Below are 24,211 nucleotides of genomic sequence, written 5' to 3'. Positions count from 1 at the left end.
GATGCTTTGTCGGTGATTGTAAATGATCTTATAAGGCATGTACGCCTTCGGCAATTTCTTCTATCGCTTTCTTATTAAATGCCGGCAAATCGTCAGGGCGGCGGCTGGTTACCAATCCGTTGTCAACCACCACTTCCTCATCTATCCAATGGCCGCCGGCATTTTTTATATCGGTTTGCAGCGATGGGAACGAGGTTAAAGTGCGTCCGCCAATTAGTCCGGTTTCAATCAGCATCTGTGGCCCGTGACAAATGGCGGCTACAGGCTTGCTTTCATCCAAAAATGCCGACACAAAAGCTACGGCCGATTTATTTTGGCGTAATTTATCAGGATTCATTACCCCACCGGGCAGTACAAGGGCATCATAATCGTCCGGACTAACGCTATCAAGTGTTTTATCCACGTCAATTTCAATGCCCCATTTATCTGTATCCCAAGCTTTTATTTTTCCGCTGCGGGGTGATATGACATGCACGGTTGCACCGGCTGCTTCTAATGCTTTTTTAGGGCTGGTTAGTTCCACCTGCTCAAAGCCTTCCTCAGTTAGGATGGCTACTTTTTTTTCACTTAAACTGGCCATAATATTTACTTTTAATGTATATAAACTACAGCCGTAAAAAATTATGGTTTTAGGAAAGTTAAAATAGGCCGCTATACTTTTACATAGCCATGCGGTAAACCTCGGCCTTGTTTAACCTGGTAAGCTTATTTTTCAAGATGGTACGTGCACGGCAAAGCGTGGTGCGTGATAACAACTCCGACATACCCAACGCGCTGCCAATTTCCTGGTGGCTGTATCCTTCAATAGCATACATATTAAATACACTGCGATAGGTATCCGGCAACTGGCGGATGATGCGCATCAGGTCCTGCGTTTCCAACCCATCATAATTATAGGTGCCCGAAAAGGTTTCGGTGCTCATTTCATCACACAAAACAACAGGTTTAGTTTTGCGGTAGCGCGAAATAGCGGCATGCACCATTATACGGCGCACCCAACCTTCCAAACTGCCCTCGCCACGATAGTACTGACGATTTTTGAAGGCCTTAATAAAACCCTCCTGCAAAATATCCTGCGCCTCATCGCGGTCATGTGCATAACGCATGCACACGGCCATCATCCGCGGGGCAAGAGTTTTATAAAACAGTTCTTCCTGTTTGCGCTCGTTATTTAAGCAGCCCGCCCATATCTGTTTTAATTTGTCGTCGGTAGTCATGGTGATATTGTATTGTTGTTTGGTATCTCCATGCCAAAATTGACGCCGTTTATAAAACATGCTGATAATCAGAATGATGTATTTTTATTAGTTATAATTACTGTTCGGTAGCGGACAGTAGGCGTACGGGGATGGGCGGTTAAATCCCGTAAAGAGGGAATATTGTTTTTTATTTTAAAGTCTTCTCTTTAGGGAAGATTTAGTAGGGCTTCATTACCTTTGCCCTATCCGGGATAAAAACCCGGCAACATCATGATCAAAGAAACCGAAATAGTTTGCGCCCCCGAGGTGCACGAGAATGAAGCCGCTATTGCCAAACAAGCTTCATTGCAATTACACATTCCTGTTAACCGTATTACGGGCATTAAAATTTTAAAGCGCTCTATTGATGCGCGCGGTCGCAAAGTGGTATACCGCATGCAGGTACGGGTTTTTATCGATGAGCCTTTCCAGATTGAGCATTATACCGTCCAATATCCAAATGTAAAGGATGCCAAAGCGGTAATAATTGTGGGTGCGGGTCCGGCGGGACTATTTGCGGCACTTCAATGCATAGGCATGGGTTTCAAGCCCATCGTTATCGAGCGCGGCAAGGATGTGAAACAGCGCCGCCGCGACCTGGCTGACATTAATAAACAAGGCATTGTGAACCCCGAATCCAACTACTGCTTTGGCGAGGGTGGCGCCGGGACATATTCCGACGGTAAACTGTATACCCGCAGCACGAAGCGGGGCGATGTGAATACCGTATTAAAAATGTTTGTAGCACACGGCGCAACCGAAGATATTTTGGTTGATGCCCGTCCGCATATTGGCACTAACAAACTGCCGCAGATTATTACCAGCATGCGCGAAACCATTTTGAACGCAGGCGGCGAGGTACTGTTCGATACTAAAGTAACTTCGCTTATTGTTGAGCTTGGTAAAATAAAAGGTGTAAAAACAGCAACAAGTGAAAGCCTTAAAGCAGATGCGGTTGTACTGGCCACCGGCCACTCGGCGCGGGATATATTTGAAATGCTGCAACACCAAAACATACTGATCGAAGCCAAACCCTTCGCATTGGGGGTACGGATCGAGCATCCTCAGCAGATCATCGACCGGGCCCAATACCATTGCGACGCTCGGGGTGAATACCTGCCGCCCAGCTACTATAGTTTGGTAGAGCAGGTAGAAGGCCGGGGCGTATTCTCGTTTTGCATGTGCCCGGGCGGTATTATTGCACCATGCTCCACAGAACCCGGTGAAATTGTGGTGAATGGCTGGAGTCCATCAAAACGAAACAACCCTTACGCTAACTCTGGCACGGTAGTACAAATAAACTTAGAGGACGTTGCAGGCGATAATGCCGATCCCTTCAAACTGCTCAACTTTCAAAAACAGGTAGAGCAGGCCGCTTTCGCGGCAGGTGGTGGCAGGCTGGTAGCCCCTGGTCAGCGCATGGTTGATTTTGTGGAAGGCCGTTTATCTAAAGACTTGCCTAAAAATTCGTACCTGCCCGGAACTAAAAGCGTGGAGTTAAAAGAAGTGTTACCCGGCTGGATTAACGAGCGCTTACGCAAAGCCTTACCGGCATTCGGCAAAAAAATGAAAGGTTATTACACAAACGAAGCGATATTGGTAGGGGTGGAGTCGCGTACCTCATCGCCTATAAAAATACCGCGCGATAAAGAAACATTAGAACATCCGCAGATAAAAGGTTTATTTCCCTGCGGCGAAGGCGCGGGCTATGCAGGTGGCATTATTTCTGCTGCTATTGATGGTATTAACTGCGCCGTAGCGGCAACAAAACTAATAGCATGAAAACAGGAGAGAATTTAGTACAGGAATTTGAAAAAGTAATGTCGGGACAACCCTGGTATGGCGACCCTATTTACAACATCCTGGACCGGATAACTTTTGATTCGGCTTACGAGAAGCCATCGCGGGCAGCGCATAATGTGGCTGAAATATTACTGCACATGCTGAGCTGGACGGAAGAAGTGATGGACAGGCTGAATGGTATGACAGCCGGGGTGCCATCAAGCGGCGACTGGCCACCAACCGGCGCACCCGATGAGAAGAAATGGTCCGACTGGATAGACGACCTGAAGCTGGCCAATGTTAACCTGGTTAAGATCATCACCGATTTCCCCCAAGAACAATGGGATGAACAAATTGACGACAAGCGCGGCAACGAACCTGTTACTACTTACAAGGAATTGGTATACGGCTTTATTCAGCACCAGATATATCATGCCGGGCAAATTGCGTTGCTGGTGAAGATGGTGAATGGGTAATATTAAATAACGTCATGCCGAACTTGTTTCGGCATCCCATCATATCGGTTACCAGTCCCGAGGGATCCTGAAACAAGTTCAGGATGACGTAGACGGCATTAATACGCCAATTCCTCGCACCCAATGCCTGCCCTCTGCAAAGCCGATTCTATATTACGCGGCGAAAGGCCGTTGGATACAATGCGCAAAATATTATCGCAATCTTCCAGGTCGAAATTCCATTGCTGGATAGTTGGAAAAGAAGTTAGCAAGGTATTCACCTTACCAACTTTTCTTTTACTGGTTACATCGGTTTTAAAAACTAATACATCCATACTTTTAATATTTATACCTGTATATAGCCTGAACTGGTAAAAACTGGACAAGCTTTTATAAATTTTTATTCCGCAGCCTCTGTTTTGGGCTGGCCGGCATCCCAATTATGGTCAAACGGGTGCTTAACATCCGGGTTGTAATCGCGCCAGTGGCACATGCGGTCACCCATTTTTTGTTTAAAGCGTTCGCGCTCTTCCGGGGTCATGTTCTTAAATTTCTCTTCCATTTTGCGGCGCATCCATGGCCCGCCGCCAGGGCCGCCAAAGCCGCGGCCGCCTTTGCCAAAGCCAAACAATATCTTACATAAAATAAATATGCCCATGGCCTGCCAAAAGGTAATTGCACTAACATGCAATATGCCCGGCAGTAAATTATTCCAAAGCTGCATCACTATAAAGCTAACCAGCGATAAAATAGCGGCCCCCCCAATGGGGATAAATACAAATTTGTACGGCCTGGTAAAAAATATCCTTTTCATTTTCTTAATTTTAATATTGTGTAATTTCTAAATACAATTGTCTTAACCTTTGGCGTAAATGCAGCACTGCATAACGCTTGCGCGATACCAGCGTTTGTACAGGCACACCCGTGCTTTCGGCAATTTCCTGGAAGGTAATATCTTCCATTTCCTGCCAAAGCCATACCTGCTTTTGTTCTTCGGGCAATTCGTCAAGCGCTATGTATAATTGCTCCCAAAACAGGTTACGCAGGTATTCGGTCTCGGGCGTGTTGGCCTCGGCTAATAAAATTGCCCGGTAGTTATCACTTTCATCATCATCGTTATCATCCAAAAACAAATCATCTAATGAAGCCTCTGTTTTTTTGCGATACTTATCGGTTATTTTATTCGTAGCTACCTTATATAACCAGGCGCCCGTTTGTTCAATGGGTTCGCTGTTTACCACCGCGCTTAGCTGGTACCAAACATCCTGCAGAATGTCTTCGGCATCGGCATCCGTTTTCACCCGTCGGCGAATGAACGACAGCAGGTTTTTACCGTAAGCCTTTATGGCTTGCAGGGTACGGCTGTTCTTTTCATCTGGCATCAGGGCTGTTATCAATGTATTTTACTTGTTATATAGGTGTAGACGGATGGGCCGTCAAAACATTTTAAATTATTTTCATTTTATTTTAACCACAGAGCGCACAGAGGAAAATCCACAAAGAACACAGCACGATCCTGATTTAAGATAATATTTATGGTGTAATGTTACTATGCTTCTGTGTCCTCTGCGAAAATATTCGTGCCCTCTGTGGTTAAGTTCTGTTAATTATCTAATTTTACTTATGAAAATTGCCTTAGCCTCTCCGCCATTTCCAAAATCAATTGCCGACGCTTTGTATTGGGTTGAAAAACTAACTGTTGATGCGGCCACGCAACAAGCCGCGATCATCTGCTTTCCCGAATCTTACATCCCAGGGTATCCGGCTATCGAGTATGAAGTGCCAAAGGTATCGCCCGCGGAATTACAGCAGGCGCTGGATAAAGTATGCCAGATTGCCGCTCAAAACAATATCGCCATAATTATGGCGATGGATTGGTATGATGGGGATGATTTTTTAAATGTTGCCTACGTAATATCAAAAACAGGCGAACGATTAGGCTATCAAAGCAAAAATCAGTTAGACCCCACAGAAGATAATATTTGGGTACCCGGTACTAAACGGCAGCTATTTGAGGTGGACGGGTTAAAGTTTGGCATTACTATCTGTCATGAAGGATTCCGGTATCCCGAATCTGTCAGGTGGGCGGCGCGTAAGGGTGCGCACATTGTATTTCACCCGCACCTGGCCGGCAGCGATGTGCAGGGACGCCTGCCAACCGAATGGGGCAGTATGGACAACCCTTATTATGAGCGCGCCATGATTATGCGGGCCAACGAAAACACTATCTATTTTGCCAGCGTAAACTACGCCATGAAGTACCCCGAATCGGCTACCTCGTTAATTAGTCCGGATGGGAAATGCATAGCCTATCAGCCGTACGGCGAACCGGGCGTGCTGGTATTTGATATCGACCTGGAAAAAGCTACAGGGTATCTGGCTAAGCGTTTTAAGCCGGAGTTGTACAATTAATCTACATTGGCGCGACAAAGCTGCAATATATTGGCACGCCTTTGGTGTACTATATAATATGGCAAATAAAAAAACATTGGTTTTAGGCGCTACGCCTAATAGCGGCAGATATGCCTACCTAGCTGCCAACCGTTTGGTAAAGGCCGGTCACGATATTATAAATGTAGGGATTAAAAAAGGCGAGGTTGCCGGTGTGCCCATTGAACCCGCTGAAGATATCCATGAGGATGTGGATACTATTACCCTATATGTTGGTCCGCAAAACCAGCCGCCTTTATATGATTATATATTGAACACACACCCCAAACGTATTATTTTTAACCCAGGTACCGAAAACAGCGAGTTACGCCGTATGGCTAACGAGAAGGGTATTGAAACGGAATATGCCTGTACGCTGGTACTGCTGAGCATTGGACAGTATTGATCCAGTATGTGTCATTGCGAGGAGCAGGGCAGGACTGTGTAATAGCGCGACGTGGCAATCTCATAGTTCGCTAATCAAGCTACGAGATTGCCACGCTATCGCTCGCAATGACAATATTTATTTTTACTCATCATTTTGCTTAAACACCCGCACCACTTTCACAAATCGTTCCATATAAGCCGGGCGTAAGTTGGATATGGTTACCCCGTTGGCCCTGCCCGATGTAGAATGGATAAACTTCACCGAATCGCCGAAAGCTTCGGTAATAATACCCATATGGCCCACTGTGCGGATATGACTATCCGTACCGGTAAATAAGATCAGATCGCCCGGACAAGCACTTTGCAGAGGGACCTCGTGCTTAACATTGGTAAAATCTGTCGAGGTGCGCGGCACTGCGATATGGAAATGATTAAAAACGTAAGTAATGAAGCCTGAACAATCAAAACCTTCCTGCGGATTGGACGAGGCATATTTATAAGGTATGCCTATGGCAGTGCGTGCAAAGGCAATTAATTCCTGCGGGCTGGTTGCACCCGTGTTAATGGTATTCATGGCATCGGTACCATCAGTCGGCGCCAGTATTACGGTTTTGCGCCCGACTTTATCCTGCACCGTATCCTTCGGCTTAGCCGTATAATCGGGTTTGTCCGAGCGTCCACAGGAAAACATCGTAACACAAATTAATAAGATGGTTAATAAGCGCATGTGTTTATAACACAAAAAGATAGGAATGGTGTCGATTTATCATGTCGTTGCGAGGAACGAAGCAATCGCACACCCCAAGCGGTGATACATATTCGCGATTGCCACGCTGTCGCTCGCAATGACAAACTGAATAATCAATTTGCCTGGCTCATTATCCGCATCTCCTTCGGATAATAATTATTGATACGGTTAGGCAGCAGCTTGGCCCAGCCCAGCGGTTGGTTTTCAAAGGTCATCAGGCTCCAGCCTTTTTGGGTGGTATCTAAATCTAATATATTGTCACGGCGAAGGTAGGCAATGGCTTGTTCGCGGGTGAGTTCGGTATTCAGCACAGCATCGCGGTTGATTAGTAAACTTAGGGCCAACTCGTGGTCGGGGATCAGGTCGCGACCGGCAATACTACCCAAACGCACACCAGATTTTTTGACATACAAGTTATTGGAAACAATACCCATGGCATCTTTATGCATACGGTCGATAGCCAGCCAGTCATCACCTACTTTAAAATAATAGTAGTTATCCGCGTCCTTTATATAAGGCTTCAGTAAGTCTATCGATTTATAATCCGGCTTCTGCGTGTTTTTATTTTTATAGTTTGATGTACCTTGGGTGGTTCCGGCTTTGCGCAGGCAGGCCGCAAACAAACCTTCGCCTTGCACTTTATCCGGGTAAAAGCGGTAGCCATACGCTTTATTTACATCGCTTTGAGTTTCTACAATGCCCCACTCCTTATTAACAGGTATGCGCACAGTTTCCAAATCAAACTCGGTGCACAGCCAATCCAGCACAGCCTCGTTCTCGGCAACCGAATACGAGCAGGTACTATATATAAGGTATCCTTCACTGGCAATAGCCGGGTAAACATCGGCCAGTATGCGTTCCTGCCGCTGATGGCAAAGGTTAACGTTGGCCTCACTCCACTCGTTCATGGCGTCCGGATCTTTACGGAACATCCCCGAACCTGAGCAGGGCGCATCAACCAGCACCACATCAAAAAAGTTCTTCAACCGGGCAAAATCCTTTGGGTCATTATTAGTAGCGACGATGTTTGAAGGTCCCCACTTGGTCAGGTTATCCGTTAATATCGGTACACGCGTTTTAATGATCTCGTTCGCCACCAGCAAATCGTCGTTATTTATAGCCGAACTAAGTAATGTGCTTTTGCCTCCAGGCGCAGCGCAAAGGTCTAAAACCTTAATAGCATCGTCCATTTCACCCCTTATGTACTGCATCATGTGGGCTATGAACATGCTGGATGCTTCCTGCACATAATAACAGCCGGCATGAAAAAGCGGGTCGAAAGTGAACGACGGGCGCTGCTCCAGGTAAAAGCCTTCCGCGCACCAGGGTACTTGTACACCTTTGTATATAGCGTGTGGTTTATAAGGATTGATACGGATGGTGGTAGGCGATGGCGAGTTTTGATGAGCAAACCCGAATCTTTCCGCGTCGAAACCTGGCGCGTAGTTTAACGATTCAATAAAATTTGCCGGGAAACGGGTGCTGCTCATATCCTGCCAAAGTTAGGAAATTAAGCTATACCGCGCTTTTGCCGGTGGTTACGAATTTACCTTGGATATTTCATACTGCGTACTTGTTTCCATATCGTTACTTACAGTATAGCATTAATATACAGGGTATGGTTTTTGCCTGTTATGTAATAGGGATTTTACAAGCGCTTCAAAAAATGTATATTTATACGTTATTTATAAGCAGCAAATAACATCCCTGGTAAACTATTAAGAAGAAATGTTGCGTAAGGCTAATTTTGTGCTGCCGGGATTGTGGAAGTTATTCCCCGTATTTTGCTTTGCTTTTATATGTATTTTTAATACTGAAGCAAGCGCCCAGGCCGTAAAAAGGATTTCCGGAAAGATCACCGACGCCGAAACCGGCGAACCTTTGCCCTATGTAACAGTTTTTGTAAAATTGCCTAACCATACCACCAAAGGCATCACCAGCGATTTTTCAGGCCTGTACCACCTGGTAGCCCCATTAGCATCAAGCGATACCATATATGCCACTTACGTAGGCTATCTGCAAGCTAAAAAGCCGCTTCCTAAAGAGCATACCGCTACTGTTGATTTTCAACTAAAAGCAGACAATCAACTATTAAAAACGGTTACAATTACCCCAAAAAGCTATGTTAACCCGGCATGGGCTATTTTAGAAAATGTGGTAAAACACAAAAACGAGAATAACCTTGAAAAGCTAAACAGCTATGAATACGAGAGCTATACCCGGCTGGAACTATCGGTAACCAACATTAGCGATAAGATGAAACAGCGCAAAGTAATGAAGCAAATACTGCCCATTATGGATAGCCTAAAAAAAATGGCTGGCGACGATGGTAAACCTATTTTGCCTGTGTTTATGTCTGAAAGTGTGGCCGATTACTATTATCAAAAAAATCCACAGCAAAAAACTGAAAATATAAAACGTACTAAAACCAGCGGTGTGGGTATTGAGGATGAAACGTTGATATCGCAGATCATCGGCAGCAGCTTTCAGCAGTATAACTTTTATAAAAACTATGTGCGCCTGGCCAACAAAGATTTTATTTCGCCTATAACAGATAGCTGGAAAACATTTTATAACTATGAATTAACCGACGAGCATGATAAAATTAATGGCCGTGAATACTATAAAATTGAATTCAAGCCAAAACGCTCGCACGATCTTTCTTTTGTTGGTGTAATGTGGATAACACATGATGATTACGCTTTATACCGGATAGATATGTCGGTTACCCCTGATGCCAACCTGGATTTTTTAAACAAGATAAGGATACAACAGGAAATGGTGCAACCACAAGGTACCACCGCCTGGATACCCGAAAAAACGCGTATCACCGTACATGTGTCAAATATTGCCAAAAACTGGTCGGGATTTTTAGGTAAGTTCTATTTGTCCAATAAAAACTTTGCGGTAAATAAAACCTATCCGCCGGCTGTATTTAAAGAACCGCTTACCATGAGCGACGATATTACCAAACAGGACGAAAGTTACTGGACACGCAACCGCCCCGAGCCGCTTACAGAAGATGATAAAAAAGTTTATCATATTATTGATACCGTTAAAAATTTGCCCATGGTACGTACCTATGCCGATATTGCCGGCATGCTGATAAATGGTTATTACCGCATTGGCAAGTTTAGTTATGGGCCTTACTTATACACCTATAGTTATAATGATGTGCAAGGCAGCGTGTTAAGATTGGGGGGCACTACCAATAAATACTTTAGCGATCAGTTGATACTCGGGGGCTACGTTAGTTATGGCTTCCGCGATAAAAGATGGAATTTTAACGGTTCGGTAGATTATATTTTTTCGCGCAAACCATGGTTACAGGCTGGGGTGTCTTTCACCCGCGATTTGGGGCAAACCGGGTACCAGTTTGAAAACTTCAGCAAAAACAATAATGTTTTCAGGGCATCTATCCGTAATGGGCGCATTACCCGCAGGGGGCCATTTCAACAAAACGACTTAAGGGCCTATGTACAAACCGATATTGCGCGGGAATGGAATGCAAAGCTGACAGTTGACCGCCGCACATTCGACCCGCTTTATAACTTTGTATACTTTAGCCCCGCCAATAGCCAACTTTATACCAACTACCAGGTAGCCGAAGCAATTGGCGAACTACAATGGCAACCGGGCAGGCGTTTACTGCAATCATCAAAAATTAATAAACGTATAATGTTGGGCGAAGGTACCGACAACCCGGTAGTTACCTTTAGGTATACCCACGGATTTAAAGCTTTTGGCGGCGATTTCAGCTATAATAAATTTGCAGCCAATATTACCGAAAAAGTGCATATGGGCATTTTTGGCAAAGGTGAATATGCTGTTACCGGTGGTTATATTCCATCAAGCCTGCCATTACCTTTGCTTGAAAATCACCGTTATAATTTTAACACTATGCGGTTTTTGGAATTTACCAGCAACCGGTATGTATCTCTTACTTATACTCAACATATGGAAGGGCTAATTACTAATAGCATCCCGCTGCTTAAAGAATTAAACGTGCGCACCGTAGCCGATTTTAATGTGCTAGATGGCGCACTAAATGATGCCAATGGTGGACGTCCGTCTACACCACGCAGGCCGACCCGTAACCTGGAAGGCATACCGTATGTCGAGGCCGGTTATGGGCTTGAAAATATCTTTAATTTTATACGGGTCGATTTTCTTCACCGTTTAACCCATCGCGACCACGTTGATGAAACCGGTGCCTTGCCAAGCAATTTCGCGGTTAGGGTAAGTGTACAGTTTAGGTTGTAGTTAGAGATTAGTTAATCAGAGATTAGAGATTGGTGCCAGTTAGTTTTATACAGGAATGCTTAGTACATTATTTATGATTAAGCAGCATTTCCAGCCGTTCGGCATTCAGGCTTAAACCGTCGGCAATAATACTGGCCTGATTATACCACGGCTCGCGCTCTGCAAGTTTTTCATCAATAAAAGCTATTAATTCTTCGCCATGTTTGTGGCGCAATATGGGGCGGTCATCTTTATTATTTTCCAAACGGCCGGCCAGCACTTTGGCGTTTAACTTAATATAAACCGTTTGACCATGCTGTTTCATCCACTCCATATTATCAAAAAAACAAGGTAAGCCACCGCCGGTTGATATCACAGCTTTCTCTGCGTAAGGCGTATTTTTTAATACAGATGATTCCAGCACCCTGAAAGCCTCTTCGCCATGGGCGGCAAAGTATTCGGTAATCGTCATGCCAACCTGTGCCTCCAACACATGATCAAGGTCTATAAAATCACATTGCAAGCGTGCGGCCAGTTTCCGCCCAAGCGTAGTTTTACCGCTGCCCATGTAACCTATCAGAAATATATGGTTAGGATTGTACATTGTCATCAGCTAAGTTTAACCCTTGGATCTATCCATACATAAACCAGGTCGACCAGGATATTGATTACCACAAATATAAAAGCAATAAACAATATGGCCCCCATAATCACCGGGAAGTCAGAGTTTTCCAGCGCATCAACTGTAGTTTTGCCCAGGCCGTTATACCCAAATACATATTCCACAAAAAACGAACCGGCTAATAACGAGGCAAACCAGTTGGCAATAGCGGTAATTACCGGGTTAAGTGCATTTTTTAAAGCATGCCGGTAGATAATGGCGTTACGTCCCAAACCTTTGGCCCGCGCAGTGCGGATATAATCCTGACCCAGCACATCAAGCATGGCATTGCGGGTTAACTGCACAATAATGGCCAACGGGCGCAGGCCTAAAGTTAGTACCGGCAGTACCAGGTTACGCAGGTTAAGCACTTCGCCCTTAAAAGGATCGTAATTATATAAACTGCCCGACATGTTGAGCCCCGTATATTTGCTTAAAAGGAAGCCGAAGATCCAGGCGATAATGATCCCTGCAAAAAAAGACGGCGCAGAAATACCCAAAATGCTCAGGCTTATTGAAAGGCGATCGATCCACGAGTTTTGGTGCACCGCGCTCATTACCCCCATAAATACACCAATAAGGATAGCAAATATCATAGAAGCGGTAGCCAGTATCAGCGTGTTGGGTATTACATCCAGCAGCAGCGAGGCCACATCTTTATGGGTTTGATACGAACGGCGCAAATAAGGCCATTTCAGCGCCAGTACTTTGGTTTTTGATACCGGGAACAGTTTGGCGTAGCCATAACGCTTTTGCTCGTCAGGTGTATTTAAATGGATGCCTACGGGCGACAGGTCATTCAGGTAATATGCAAACTGTACGGGTATAGATTTATCCAGCCCAAATTCGCGGCGTACCGCTTGTAACGATTGCACATCGGCGCGCTGCCCCATGGTCATCCGGGCCGGGTCAACCGGTAAAATATTAAACAGGAAAAACACCACAACCACAATACCCAGCATCACTGCTGCGGCATACCAAATTTTGCGGAGCAGGTAAGCTATCATTTTTTAAAGTAAGTGTTTACCAATACATCATACGATGGCATGTTATGATAGTGCCATTTGTTAATTACCACACCATTTTTCATCAGCAATATGCCCGGGTTAGAGCGCACCATGCTTTTTAACGGTACGCCGTCAGCATAAAATATCTCGGGCACCAGGTGATGAGCTTTACTAAAAACCGCCGCATCGGTGGGCGAGTTTGATGTGAGCAGGATAGTTCTGGTATTAAAGTTTTGTGTCAGGTTTATAGCAAGGGCATTCAGCTTATTAATGGCCTCATCATTGGTATGGTTTAAATTATATGCTACGATAATAAGGTTGTAAAATGGATTGCTCAGTAATTCCTGGGTGTAATTGTTGCCCTGCGCATCCTGTATAGCCAAATCGCTAATTTTAGGTTTGAAGCCCTGTTTTATCAACTTGCTTTCCGGGTCGCCTTTTACTTCCCAGTTGTTATCCTTCCAGATACCGCTTTTGGTATAGTCGGTGCTGTTCATGGTCTTTTCGGCACCGGTAGATTTATTTTTCAGGTGATAGGTAATTTCGTATTCGTCGGGTTGCGCGCCGGGTGGCGTTTTCATTTCTTCGGGCAGGTTAGCGCCAACTTTGTACGGCAGAAAATCCAGCACCGGTAAAAAATTATAAGTATAAATACCCACCCCGAACGAAAAGATGACCGCTACAATAAAGGCCATCCGCCCAGCTTCGGGCTTCAGGATAGGCTTTAAACTTTTCCTGCTTGCAAACAGCACCAATACCAGCACCAGCAATATCATGTCCTTACTGAAAGACTGCCACGGGGTAAGCGGTATAGCATCGCCAAAGCAGCCGCAGGTTTGCACCACTTTAAAATAGGCTGAATAGAAGGTCAGAAAGCCGAAGAAAATAATGAGTAATAATAATCCCCAGGTTACCTGCACCGCGCGCCAGCCTATCAGCAGGGCAAAGCCCAATATCATCTCCAGCGCGCAAAGAAATATAGCGAAATACAGGGCATAGCTGCTTAAGAACAGCATATGAAAAACTTCGAAATATTCTTCCAGTTTATACGAAAACCCCAATGGGTCGTTAGCTTTTATCAGGCCCGAAAAAATGAACAACAAGCCCACCACAATGCGGCAAAACCACATCAATGCATTCGGGAATAATGTTTTTTGTTGTGCTTTCATAGTAATAATAGAATAGGCATTATAGGCATCAATTCATTTGCACATCTGCATATTTGCACACCTGCACATTCATTAAGCTACCCCTAATTTTATCAGCGCAAAAACCGAGTAATTCAGCATATCCTGGTAATTAGCTTTTACCCCTTCCGATGCCAGGGTTGCGCCTTTATTATCTTCAATTTGTTTAACACGCAGCAGCTTCATCAAAATCAGGTCGGTTAACGAGCTGATGCGCATATCGCGCCAGGCTTCACCGTAATCATGGTTTTTGGCAAACATCAGATCTTTAGTTTCCTGCACCTTGGCATCAAACATGTTATTTACATGCTCAACAGAAAGCTCATAGGGTGTATCTTCTGTGCTATCCAGCTGCATCATGGCAATAACGCAATAGTTTACAATGCCAATGTATTCGCCGGTAATGTCTTCACCAACCTTCGATACTTTTTTCTCTTCCAGCGTGCGGATACGCTGCGCTTTAATAAATATTTGATCGGTGATGGATTCAATACGTAAAATGCGCCAGGCCGTGCCATAGTCGCGGGTCTTTTTAATGAAAAGCCCTTTGCAAACGTTAATAACCGCGTCGTATTCTTTTGATGTATCTTTCAATGCTATACTAATATAGTAAGGATATATGCCAACAAGCATACTCTTACTTGCAAAGATATAAAGTAACTTTACATCACGTTTAGGTTGACGAGATTAATTAACGCCATGATTTTATTTTACTCTTTGATTGTCTTGATTCTCCCATTTATAATTTTTATAAATGTCCTTATATATCATTTTACCATTAAAAAAGCGCTGAATAATTATATTATTCCCAAGCTAAAAGAAAACGATTTAGCATTTATTCAATATAAATGGCCGGGATTGTTTTCAAATGGAAATTTTAAAAATGCGCCAAAACTAACGCCTATGAATAGAAACGGTCAGCCTTCAAGTTCGCTTTATGCAGATATTATTTATTATACGCCTATGGGTGAAACAAAGAGGGTTACGGCAAGAATTGATACCTCATTTTTTCTTATTAAAAATGTAAGTTACAGTGCTAATGTTTAAGTCGATCTAATGACAGGGATTCCATTTTTTCAGAAAAAACAGACAATTAATGCCGGCGGTAAATTGATAGACCTATCCACCCCGAAGGTGATGGGCATTATTAACCTAACGCCCGATTCTTTTTACGCCGGCAGCCGCAAACCTGCCGTTGAGGATGCCCTGCAACAAGCCGAAAAAATGCTGAATGAGGGCGCTGCCTTTCTTGACCTTGGCGCCTATTCATCCCGTCCGGGTGCTGTTGATATTTCCATCCAGGAGGAAACTGACAGGCTGTTACCCGTAGTAGAAGCTATCGTCAAAAGTTTCAATAATGCGGTGCTCTCTATCGATACCTTTCGTTCGTCTGTAGCCGAAGCGGCGATAAAAGCGGGGGCACATATCATTAACGATATATCCGGCGGTCAGTTAGACGATGCCATGTTTGACACCATTGCCCGCCTGCAAGTACCTTACATTTTAATGCATATGAAAGGTACGCCGCAAACCATGGTGCAGGAAGCAAAGTATGATGACGTATTTAATGAGGTGCTTAGCTACTTTGCGCAGCGTTATGAAAAATTGCGCGCCATGGGCGTGCACGATGTGATCATCGACCCGGGATTTGGGTTTGCCAAAACACCACAACAGGGGTATGAGTTAATGAGTAAAATGCAGGGATTTGAAATGCTGCAATTGCCGTTAATGGCAGGTGTATCGCGCAAGCGGATGATCTATGGCATGCTTGGTAATACCGCTGCAGAGGCGTTAAACGGCACTACAGCCCTAAATACAATAGCCCTAACCAAAGGGGCTAATATTTTGCGGGTACACGATGTAAAAGAAGCTGTAGAGGCGGTAAAGATTTGGGAAATGTGCCGGTAAATCACCGGCGCAAAAGAGGGTGATTTTGATTTTCAACCCCTCTTTACGCGGAACGCGAAGAGAGGGTGGTCCAGCGTAGCGAAGACCGGGTGAGTCGACGCTTACAACTTTTCGTCCTCTTTTAACTTGCCCTTTATTTCCGGATGTTGTGGAGGTAGTTTTTTAACCACATGCTCAATCTCGGTTTGTTCAACATGCACAGCGTATTCCGAAGGTTGTATCAGGCTACCGCTGGCCTCGGCATATACCTGGGTAAATTCGGCGCCTATGTACAGTATGGCCGAAGTATAGTATATCCACACCAGTATTACGATAACCGAGCCGGCTGTACCGTATGCAGAGCTGGTAGCAGTAAACTGAATATACAAGCCAATAAGGTATTTACCAACCATAAACAGTAACGCAGTAAAAAATGCCCCCGAACGTACGTCCTTCCATTTGATCTCCACATCGGGTAAAAATTTAAAGATGATGGCAAATAACACCGAGATAACTATAAACGACAACGCTACATTAATGCCATTAAATACCCATATAGTAAGCCCAGGTAAAAAGTGTTCCAGTTTATGACTGATGGCTAAAACTATAAGGTTAATGACAAGCGAAACCAGCAGCAAAAAGCCCAGGGAAATAATAAGTGAGAAAGATAAAAAACGGTTTTGCAGCAACTTCACCCAACCGCGCTTAGGCTTGGCTTTTACACGCCAAATGATATTAAGCGAGTCCTGTATTTCAACAAACATACTTGTGGCGCCTATTATTAAAGTAACCGCGCCTGAAATTACAGCAATACCTGTTTTGCCCGAAAGATTTAACCCGTCTACCATTCCTTTTATTTGTAAGGCTGCGGCCGGCCCAAAGACTTTTATCATTTCGGGAAATACGGTTGTGAAAGCATTTTTAAATACAATGCTTACCATGCCTATAAGAAGTAAGAGCAGCGGGGCCATGGAAAATACCGTGTAATAAGCCAAGGACGCACTAAGTTTCAGGCCGTTATCATTAACGAAGCCCGAGAAACAGGCAACCAGTACCTTCCACATCTTTTTTAAAAACGCCCGGTTAAAAATTTTCATGGTAACAAATTCAATAATAGGATAATATGTTTACATTTAAGATGATTTGGCTTTTCATCATGAAAAAAAATTCCATAAAACTTACCTTATTCAACCTGCTGTGTATCTGTTTAATGCTAAGCAATTATAATGCCTTAGCACAAAAAACTACTATTTGGATAGTGCGCCATGCCGAAAAAGCTGCTACACCGCCAGATGACCCTGAATTATCAAGCGCCGGGCAAAAACGTGCGAAAGATCTGGCCAAACTGCTTAAACACGAGAAAATTGCAGGTATTTACGTTACCGATTATACACGCACCCGGCTTACAGCCAAACCAACAGCCGATAAATTTACCCTGGTAGCCGAAACCTATGACCCGGCCGATCTGAAAGCTTTTGCAGGCAAGGTGCTTCAATACTATAAAGGCCATAATGTATTAATTGTCGGGCATTCCAATACGGTTATCCCCACACTGGCCGCCTTTGGTGGCGAACGGCCATTCAGCACTTTAGCCGATGATGATTATGATATGATCTTTAAGCTGACCATTAAGGATGGTAATACCGAACTGGAGATAAAAAACTACGGCGAGCAACATCACGTCACTCAAATCCCCGAGAAATATTTGGGCTACAATACCGAACATTTTGTAAAGCCAGCCTCACGGTTTTAGTGCCTATATCATTTTTTTGGCGCCGATAAATAATAATGCCACAACAGCATAGTAGCTACAGTGCGGTAAGGCTGCCACGCTTTAGCCAGCGCTACTAATTCCTCGCGCGTGGTGGCTGGCTCCAAACCTTTTACCCGTTTAAAAGCATTCACCGCCGCAAGATCGCCAACGGGAAAAATATCGGCACGCTTCAAAACAAACATCAGGTAAACGTCCACCGTCCAGTTGCCAATCCCTTTCAGGGACACCAGCTGGGCGCGCACTTCATCATCGGGCATTTGTTCAAACGCGTCCAGATCAATTTGTCCGCTTAATATGGCCTCGGCCAGGTATCGCACGTAAGTCATTTTCTGCCGGCTTAAATAGCAGGACCTCATTTCCTCATCCGTTAGCACCAGCACATTGGCAGGGGTAATTTCCTGCACACGTTCACGCAGTTTATTTAAGGCCGAGAGCGCCGAGGCCAGCGATACCTGCTGCTCTAAAATAATATGCACCAATGATTCGAAACTGTTTGGCCGCGACCATAATGGCGGGTAGCCATAGGTTTGGATAACGCTGGAAAGATCGGTGTCGATGTTGGCCAGTGCATCGCAAATAGTGTGAAAGTTATCGGGTGTAAACTTGTTGAGCATGTAATTGTTATTTAAAAATACTAATTTTTTTAGGAATTGGCGTTTTCTTTTTTCAATTTTACCATATATGAATAACCTGCCCCCTTTAGCCGAACGCATGCGACCTGCCACCCTGGATGATTATGTTGGCCAGAAACACCTGGTTGGCCCGGGCGCGGTATTGCGTAAAGCTATTGAATCGGGCTCGTTACCATCTATGATATTTTGGGGCCCGCCGGGTGTGGGGAAAACTACGCTGGCTTATATCATATCGCAATCGTTGTATCGCCCGTTCTTTTCGCTAAGCGCGATAAATTCAGGGGTGAAGGATGTGCGCGAGGTAATTGAAAAAGCGTCGCTGTTAAAAGAGCAGGGCGAGATTTTGCCGATACTTTTTATTGATGAGATACACCGCTTCTCTAAATCGCAGCAGGATTCATTGCTGGGCGCGGTTGAGCGGGGGATTGTTACGCTGATTGGCGCTACTACGGAAAACCCGTCATTCGAGGTTATCTCGGCTTTGCTGTCGCGCTGCCAGGTTTATATTTTAAAAGCGCTGGAAGAAAGCGACCTGCTGAACCTTTTGGACAAGGCCATGAAGGAAGACGAGGTGTTGAAGCGTAAGAAGATAGTTATTAAGGAACACGAAGCTTTGCTGCGCCTTTCAGGCGGCGATGCCCGCAAACTGCTGAACATATTTGAATTACTGGTTAACGCTTTCGAGGGTAAAACCATCACCCTAACCAACGATGTAGTGCTGGAACATGTACAGCAGAACATGGCCTTGTACGATAAAACCGGTGAACAGCATTACGATATTATCTCGGCCTTCATCAAATCTATGCGGGGCAGCGACCCTAACGGCGCGGTATACTGGCTGGCCCGGATGATAGTCGGAGGGGAAGATCCGCTGTTTATCTCGCGGCGTATGCTGATCCTGGCCGCCGAGGACATTGGCAATGCCAACCCGAATGCCCTGCTGCTGGCCCAAAGCTGCTTCAACGCGGTGCAGGTTATCGGTATGCCCGAGTCACAACTGATCATGTCACAAACGGCCATTTATTTGGCTACATCACCAAAAAGTAATGCGGCCACCACCGCCATCAGTTCAGCTATTGCTTTAGTAAAACAAACCGGCGATTTGCCCGTGCCCTTGCATTTGCGCAATGCACCAACCAAACTGATGAAAAATATTGGCTACGGCAAAGATTACAAATACGCTCATAATTTTGAAGGCAACTTCACCGACCTGGATTTTTTACCCGATGCCATAAAAGGCACGCAAATTTACCAGCCCGGCAATAATCCCAAAGAGAATGAAACCCGGGAGAAGTTGAAAAAATTATGGGGCAACCGCTACAAATATTAAAACACGGGATTTTAAAAGAAAAATAGAAAGAACCGGTAAAAAACGACAAAAGGCGAAAAAATTAACTTTTCGCCTTTTGCTATTTTAGTACTTGTGGAATTGGGTTTATAGCTTGTTCCCGCCGCCAACACCGCCGCCGCCCGATTGATCATCCGGGTTCATGTCATCCTGGTTACCATTGTTCTTATCTTTTTTGCCTTTTTTCCTGCTTCCATCATCAGGTGTTGAGCCAAAACGATAAGATAAAGTGAAGGTATAAGTGCGGCTTGCAAAACGGCGCTGCGACTCAGAATGATACGGATATAACCCTGTTGTGTTATCAATGATCGATCCGAATTTGCGGGTGTTGAATATATCGCGTACGTTGCCGCTAATATTCAGTGCTTTTGTTAAATCGTACCGCAAACCGCCGTCTAAACCCGCCATAGCGCGCTGATGGCCCTGGGTAATTACCTGTGGCGCCTGGTAGTCGCCGCGTAATTGCATGCCTAATTTTTTAACTGGTTTTAAGTTAGCGGTAAGGTTAGCATTCCAGGCAAAACCCGATGATGAAGGCAAGCCTAAATCTGCATTGCCCTGTAAATTACGGTAGTAAGCGTTTACGTTGGCCGTCAAATCAATAGTCTGCGTAGCATTAATCCGGGCAATTAATTCAAAACCGCTGTTTTGGGCAGTTGCAATGTTTTCAAAATGCAAACGGGTTACCGATGTGCTTAACGGCGTACGTATCTGCTGGATATCATCGTTGGTTAAGCGATAATAAAGGGATGAGGTTAAAGTCAGCGTTTTCCAATAGTTAATATAGCTAAACTCAAATGAGTGGGTATCCTCCGGTTTCAGATCGGGGTTGCCCTGCTGGTAATTGTAGGGATCGCTCTTATCCAAAAATGGCGATATCTGCCTGTCGCGCGGGCGGCTTACCCGGCGGGTATAGCTTAATTGTAAAGTTTGATTATCGCTTAGTTTATCGCTTAAAAATAAACTTGGATAAATACGGAAATAATCCTGCGAGTGCCGTTCGCCGTTATCGCGCAGCAAAGTGCGGATGCGGGCATCCTCTAATCGTAAACCACCCTGAATACCAAACTTGCCAAATTGCTGCTGGTAGTTGGTGTAGATAGCATGGATCTGTTCCTGATATAAAAAGTGATTGGTTTGATTAGCGTCGGGCACGTAAGTATTGCCTGTAAGTAAGTCGTAAACATCATTACGGTTATCATTTTGCGCAAAAGTGCTGCGATAGCCGGCTTCCAGTTTACGGCCCTGGCTCATGGGTAAACTAAAATCGGCCTGGAGATTAACATTATAGCTTTTTTGGCCATTATCATTAAACTGCCTGTGTATACTGGTATAGGGGGGAACATAATTGTTGTAGTGGATCAATTGAGAATCAACTGCCGCTTCGCGCCCAATGGAATATCCGACATTTGCCGTTAATACCTCGCCTTGTTTTTTGTAACGATGTTCAAAATCACTATTAAAGTCGTAATTGCTGTTACCGTGACTGTATGATGTTGTATTTTGTTGGGTATAGCGTGTTAATATATGCGCACTATCAACAGTAGTATTGCCAAACTGTGCACGATTACGGTTACGCAGGTTAGCGTTGGCATTAAAGCTAAGCGTGGTTTTATCATCCAGGTTAAAATCTACCCCCGCACGGATGTTATGTGCATTAAAATCAAAAGCCTGGTTAGCAATTTGATTTTGCAGAACCGGGTTATTAAAGGCGTCTACAGATGTACGGTTGGTGTACCCATCCCCTTCACGATGCGCTTTGCGGTAACTGTAATTAGCATACAGATTTACCGATTTGGTTTGATATGCAAGGTTAGCACTACCGTTATAAGTGTGTTGGTAACCAATTGACCCAGATAATGAACCATTTAACCCTAAGCGCGCATTCTTCTTCAACACAATATTAATAATACCTGATTGACCTTCGGCATCGTATTTTGATGATGGGTTGGTGATCACCTCGATATTTTCGATAGAACTTGCTGGGATAGATTGCAAAATATCGGCCATGTTACTGCCGGTTAGGGCCGATGGCTTACCATTGATCAATACTCTTACATTGCTTGAACCGCGTAGGTTAAGGTTACCATCAACATCAACCTGTACAGAAGGTACGTTGCTTAACAGATCGGTAGCTGAGCCGCCCTGGCTTACCAGGCTTTGGTCTACACTAAAAACTTTTTTATCAATCCCGATTTGAATAGTGCTGCGCTGCGCTTTAATGGCAACTTCTTTAAGTACACCCTTTATAGCTTTTAATTTAAGGTTGCTGAAAACGTATACCCGTTTTTTAGGGCTAATGGCAATACTGTCCTTAGTTACCGTGCCGTAGCCAACATAAGTGGCGCGCAACAGGTAAAACCCATCGGCGATATTATCAAGCTTAAAGTTCCCCTGTAGGTCAGTTTGGATGCTTTTTGCAGGTAAATTATCTGATTTCTTTATGAGTGAAACGGTTGCAAATTCTAAAGGCTGGTTGGTGGCGCCGTCGATTAGTTTTCCGCTCACCGAACCTTTAACAGGTACTTGCTGTGCAAAAATGTTAGTGACACTTATAAATAATAACAGACTTAGGACATACTTAAAATTCATGCCGCAAAAGTCATTGTTTAAACCTGTTTTTACTATATAAGCTTTGTAACTTTATTGCTAAGCAGGATAGTACGATGGTAAATTTTTGATTACGAAAGGATATTGTCATTGCGAGGAGCGTAGCGACGTGGTAATCTCGTAGGTTGCAAACCTACGAGATTACCACGCTATCGCTCGCAATTGTAAAGGGTTATTTTAAAGCTTTCGCGCTGGCCAAAACGTCTTCAGTTTTGGGTACTTTATCAAATGCTTTCACCCATTTATGCGCGCTGTTATACATGGCAATATAGGGGGTGGTTTTAACTTCGTAATATTTTTGCACCAGCATGGTATAGCCTTCGGTGCCAAGTGTAAAGTTTACGTATTTTTTCAGGTCGTAATCACGTCTAAATTCACGAATGCCACGGATATCATAATCTTTAGACCAAGTGATCATCACTATCTGGATATTTTTTAACTGGTTCAGTTTGGGCTTTAACTCATACATCATCCGCTGGCAGTGGCTGCAATCGGGCGAGAAGTAAATAATAACCACCGGTTTCTCCTTTTTTAAGTTTGCAGGGGTAAACCAGGTGCTATCAGAGGTTAAAATACGGAATGGCGCGATAGGTTTTGGCTTCACAGCCGTATCGGCTTTTTGTGCTTGTATACAGCTAACCGTAGCGATAAGGATTAATAAAAGCAGTATGCGTTTCATGGTTTTAAGTATTTTTTAATAAAGGTATTTCATCTATTCAGCCTCCAGCAATTCCATCTGCCAGGCTATATGTTCTTCAGTTATAGGATATAACGCGTTATTACGGATAGTCTGATAAACGGCTTCAAATAAATGTGTGTAATCCCCTTTTAGCGATGTAATTTGTTCGGTATGTTTTTTGTCATCTAAATCTGCTAAAATAAGTTTGCCTTCGCAACCAGCCGGCTCCTGCCCATAAGCTGGGTCGGTTGGTTTCATATTTTTATCCAATTGTTCTTCCTGCACATCACATCTATTCTTAATAAAGCTGCCCAAAGTACCATGCACCACAAACGATGGCAGCGGCCCCGCTATCAGCAAACCCGATGTTAAATTTACATTCAATTGGTTTGGATAGGTCAATTGAAAGCTGAAATAATCGATCACTTCCGAATTTTCGCGATGAATAGCCGTTATCTTGCGGAAAGACAGCGGTCGCCCAAACAAACTAATTGCCTGGTCTATCAAATGCGGGCCAAGGTCATACACTAAACCATTGGGCGGTAGGGTTGCATCCTCCTTAAACTTTTTAGGGCTTAACTCGGGTTTGTACCTGTCATACCTAAAATTAACCTCTATCAGGTTGCCCAAACGTCCGCTTTCTATTACTTGTTTAACTGCTAAAAAATCGCTGTCCCAACGGCGGTTCTGATATACCATTACGTGGTTACCAGTTTCGCGGGATAAATCATATAAAGCTTTAAATTCGGCAGTGGTAGCAGCTACGGGTTTTTCTATCAGCACATGCTTCCCGGCTTTTAAAGCTTGCCGGGCAAAATCAAAGTGGGTATACCCTGGTGTATTGACTACAATCAGTTCAATTTCAGGGTCGTTCAGCAACTCGTCTACAGTATTATAACTAACAATACCCGGATATGTACCAGCCATTATTTTCCGGCTGCGCTCAACAACTGCCTTCAATTTAAAGCCAGGGTGCGTACTTAAAAATGGCGCCTGAAATATCCTGCCAGACATGCCGTAGGCCATTAAACCGGTTACAATAGGTGCAGACATAGCTACGCAATTATACGAATTAGTGTTGTGGCTGAAAAATAAACTAAAAGAAAACGGGACCCCTCTTTCAAAGTGTCCCGTTCAAACCGGT

25 protein-coding genes are annotated in these 24,211 nt (G+C 44.3%); 9 read left to right on the top strand and 16 right to left on the bottom strand.

Translation table 11 applies throughout. The features are described from left to right. Nucleotides 1–28 precede the first annotated feature (28 nt). Together IRJ18_RS20865 and IRJ18_RS20860 are read right to left on the bottom strand one after the other, a co-directional pair. On the bottom strand, nt 29–580 hold the full coding sequence (locus IRJ18_RS20865; RefSeq protein ID WP_194108210.1) for a type 1 glutamine amidotransferase domain-containing protein: 552 nt from the start codon (nt 578–580) through the stop codon (nt 29–31). 79 nt (nt 581–659) lie between these two features. Continuing rightward, nucleotides 660–1,277, bottom strand: coding sequence for an RNA polymerase sigma factor (locus tag IRJ18_RS20860; RefSeq protein ID WP_228072982.1), 618 nt, complete (start codon nt 1,275–1,277; stop codon nt 660–662). 192 nt (nt 1,278–1,469) lie between these two features. On the opposite strand from IRJ18_RS20860, the gene IRJ18_RS20855 reads away from it, so the two are divergent. Together IRJ18_RS20855 and IRJ18_RS20850 are read left to right on the top strand one after the other, a co-directional pair. Beyond that, a complete protein-coding gene (locus tag IRJ18_RS20855) occupies nt 1,470–3,020 on the top strand; it encodes an NAD(P)/FAD-dependent oxidoreductase (protein WP_194108209.1) in 1,551 nt (516 codons plus the stop codon). After that, on the top strand, nt 3,017–3,496 hold the full coding sequence (locus IRJ18_RS20850) for a DinB family protein (RefSeq protein WP_194108208.1): 480 nt from the start codon (nt 3,017–3,019) through the stop codon (nt 3,494–3,496). The genes IRJ18_RS20855 and IRJ18_RS20850 overlap by 4 nt, the downstream gene beginning before the upstream one ends. Before the next feature lie 98 nt (nt 3,497–3,594). On the opposite strand, the gene IRJ18_RS20845 is transcribed toward IRJ18_RS20850, so the two are convergent. The 3 genes from IRJ18_RS20845 to IRJ18_RS20835 all read right to left on the bottom strand — a co-directional run bounded on the left by IRJ18_RS20845 (nt 3,595) and on the right by IRJ18_RS20835 (nt 4,872). Next, nucleotides 3,595–3,810 (bottom strand): hypothetical protein, encoded by a 216-nt coding sequence (locus tag IRJ18_RS20845; RefSeq protein WP_194108207.1) that lies wholly within the window; start codon nt 3,808–3,810, stop codon nt 3,595–3,597. A 65-nt stretch (nt 3,811–3,875) separates the two neighbouring features. Further along, nucleotides 3,876–4,289 (bottom strand): hypothetical protein, encoded by a 414-nt coding sequence (locus tag IRJ18_RS20840; protein ID WP_194108206.1) that lies wholly within the window; start codon nt 4,287–4,289, stop codon nt 3,876–3,878. Nucleotides 4,290–4,299: 10 nt separating this feature from the next. Continuing rightward, the gene (locus tag IRJ18_RS20835) at nt 4,300–4,872 is read right to left on the bottom strand and encodes an RNA polymerase sigma factor (RefSeq protein WP_228072980.1); all 573 of its coding nucleotides are present in this window, start codon (nt 4,870–4,872) and stop codon (nt 4,300–4,302) included. Between the two features lie 226 nt (nt 4,873–5,098). Here IRJ18_RS20835 and IRJ18_RS20830 point away from each other — a divergent pair, with 226 nt between their 5' ends. Next, on the top strand, nt 5,099–5,887 hold the full coding sequence (locus tag IRJ18_RS20830; RefSeq protein ID WP_194108205.1) for a carbon-nitrogen hydrolase family protein: 789 nt from the start codon (nt 5,099–5,101) through the stop codon (nt 5,885–5,887). 58 nt (nt 5,888–5,945) lie between these two features. Then, a complete protein-coding gene (locus IRJ18_RS20825) occupies nt 5,946–6,311 on the top strand; it encodes a CoA-binding protein (RefSeq protein WP_194108204.1) in 366 nt (121 codons plus the stop codon). 123 nt (nt 6,312–6,434) lie between these two features. Here the strand turns inward: IRJ18_RS20825 and IRJ18_RS20820 are convergent, their stop codons facing one another. Beyond that, nucleotides 6,435–7,019, bottom strand: coding sequence for a C40 family peptidase (locus tag IRJ18_RS20820; RefSeq protein ID WP_194108203.1), 585 nt, complete (start codon nt 7,017–7,019; stop codon nt 6,435–6,437). 134 nt (nt 7,020–7,153) lie between these two features. Next, the gene (locus IRJ18_RS20815) at nt 7,154–8,530 is read right to left on the bottom strand and encodes a methyltransferase RsmF C-terminal domain-like protein (protein WP_194108202.1); all 1,377 of its coding nucleotides are present in this window, start codon (nt 8,528–8,530) and stop codon (nt 7,154–7,156) included. A gap of 238 nt (nt 8,531–8,768) precedes the next feature. Here IRJ18_RS20815 and IRJ18_RS20810 point away from each other — a divergent pair, with 238 nt between their 5' ends. Then, entirely contained in the window at nt 8,769–11,303 is a 2,535-nt protein-coding gene (locus IRJ18_RS20810) for a DUF5686 and carboxypeptidase-like regulatory domain-containing protein (RefSeq protein WP_194108201.1), read from the top strand. 67 nt (nt 11,304–11,370) lie between these two features. Here IRJ18_RS20810 and IRJ18_RS20805 read toward each other — a convergent pair whose 3' ends face one another. From IRJ18_RS20805 to IRJ18_RS20790, 4 genes are all read right to left on the bottom strand, one after another. Next, nucleotides 11,371–11,892 (bottom strand): shikimate kinase, encoded by a 522-nt coding sequence (locus tag IRJ18_RS20805; protein ID WP_228072978.1) that lies wholly within the window; start codon nt 11,890–11,892, stop codon nt 11,371–11,373. Then, entirely contained in the window at nt 11,892–12,950 is a 1,059-nt protein-coding gene (locus tag IRJ18_RS20800; protein WP_194108200.1) for an ABC transporter permease, read from the bottom strand. The genes IRJ18_RS20805 and IRJ18_RS20800 overlap by 1 nt, the downstream gene beginning before the upstream one ends. After that, nucleotides 12,947–14,119: a BT_3928 family protein gene (locus IRJ18_RS20795; protein WP_194108199.1), complete on the bottom strand. Its 1,173-nt coding sequence runs from the start codon at nt 14,117–14,119 to the stop codon at nt 12,947–12,949. The genes IRJ18_RS20800 and IRJ18_RS20795 overlap by 4 nt, the downstream gene beginning before the upstream one ends. A 72-nt stretch (nt 14,120–14,191) precedes the next feature. Further along, the gene (locus IRJ18_RS20790) at nt 14,192–14,770 is read right to left on the bottom strand and encodes a DUF1599 domain-containing protein (protein WP_194108198.1); all 579 of its coding nucleotides are present in this window, start codon (nt 14,768–14,770) and stop codon (nt 14,192–14,194) included. Between the two features lie 66 nt (nt 14,771–14,836). Here IRJ18_RS20790 and IRJ18_RS20785 point away from each other — a divergent pair, with 66 nt between their 5' ends. Continuing rightward, nucleotides 14,837–15,184: a hypothetical protein gene (locus IRJ18_RS20785; RefSeq protein ID WP_194108197.1), complete on the top strand. Its 348-nt coding sequence runs from the start codon at nt 14,837–14,839 to the stop codon at nt 15,182–15,184. A 9-nt stretch (nt 15,185–15,193) separates the two neighbouring features. Beyond that, nucleotides 15,194–16,045, top strand: coding sequence for a dihydropteroate synthase (gene folP / locus IRJ18_RS20780; RefSeq protein ID WP_194108196.1), 852 nt, complete (start codon nt 15,194–15,196; stop codon nt 16,043–16,045). Nucleotides 16,046–16,146: 101 nt separating this feature from the next. Here the strand turns inward: folP and IRJ18_RS20775 are convergent, their stop codons facing one another. Then, nucleotides 16,147–17,121, bottom strand: a complete 975-nt coding sequence (locus IRJ18_RS20775) for a YihY/virulence factor BrkB family protein (protein WP_194108195.1) — start codon at nt 17,119–17,121, stop codon at nt 16,147–16,149. 59 nt (nt 17,122–17,180) lie between these two features. Between IRJ18_RS20775 and IRJ18_RS20770 the strand changes: the two genes are divergently transcribed. Continuing rightward, nucleotides 17,181–17,777 carry a phosphoglycerate mutase family protein gene (locus IRJ18_RS20770; RefSeq protein WP_194108194.1) on the top strand — a complete coding sequence of 199 codons (597 nt, stop codon included), beginning with the start codon at nt 17,181–17,183 and terminating at the stop codon, nt 17,775–17,777. Between the two features lie 8 nt (nt 17,778–17,785). On the opposite strand, the gene IRJ18_RS20765 is transcribed toward IRJ18_RS20770, so the two are convergent. After that, complete coding sequence (locus IRJ18_RS20765) at nt 17,786–18,412, bottom strand: DNA-3-methyladenine glycosylase family protein (protein WP_194108193.1); 627 nt, start codon at nt 18,410–18,412, stop codon at nt 17,786–17,788. A 67-nt stretch (nt 18,413–18,479) separates the two neighbouring features. On the opposite strand from IRJ18_RS20765, the gene IRJ18_RS20760 reads away from it, so the two are divergent. Then, nucleotides 18,480–19,760, top strand: a complete 1,281-nt coding sequence (locus IRJ18_RS20760) for a replication-associated recombination protein A (RefSeq protein WP_194108192.1) — start codon at nt 18,480–18,482, stop codon at nt 19,758–19,760. 105 nt (nt 19,761–19,865) lie between these two features. Here IRJ18_RS20760 and IRJ18_RS20755 read toward each other — a convergent pair whose 3' ends face one another. The 3 genes from IRJ18_RS20755 to IRJ18_RS20745 form a co-directional block, all read right to left on the bottom strand. Continuing rightward, nucleotides 19,866–22,370, bottom strand: a complete 2,505-nt coding sequence (locus IRJ18_RS20755) for an outer membrane beta-barrel family protein (protein WP_194108191.1) — start codon at nt 22,368–22,370, stop codon at nt 19,866–19,868. A gap of 190 nt (nt 22,371–22,560) precedes the next feature. Then, nucleotides 22,561–23,067 carry a TlpA family protein disulfide reductase gene (locus tag IRJ18_RS20750; protein ID WP_194108190.1) on the bottom strand — a complete coding sequence of 169 codons (507 nt, stop codon included), beginning with the start codon at nt 23,065–23,067 and terminating at the stop codon, nt 22,561–22,563. A 33-nt stretch (nt 23,068–23,100) separates the two neighbouring features. Then, nucleotides 23,101–24,120, bottom strand: coding sequence for a Gfo/Idh/MocA family oxidoreductase (locus IRJ18_RS20745; protein ID WP_194108189.1), 1,020 nt, complete (start codon nt 24,118–24,120; stop codon nt 23,101–23,103). Between the last annotated feature and the right edge of the window lie 91 nt (nt 24,121–24,211).

It is taken from the genome of Mucilaginibacter boryungensis (assembly GCF_015221995.1).
GTDB classification, from domain to species: Bacteria; Bacteroidota; Bacteroidia; order Sphingobacteriales; family Sphingobacteriaceae; genus Mucilaginibacter; species Mucilaginibacter boryungensis.
The sequence above is the reverse complement of the archived record's forward strand: the minus strand, read 5'-3'. Positions and strand labels throughout refer to the sequence as shown.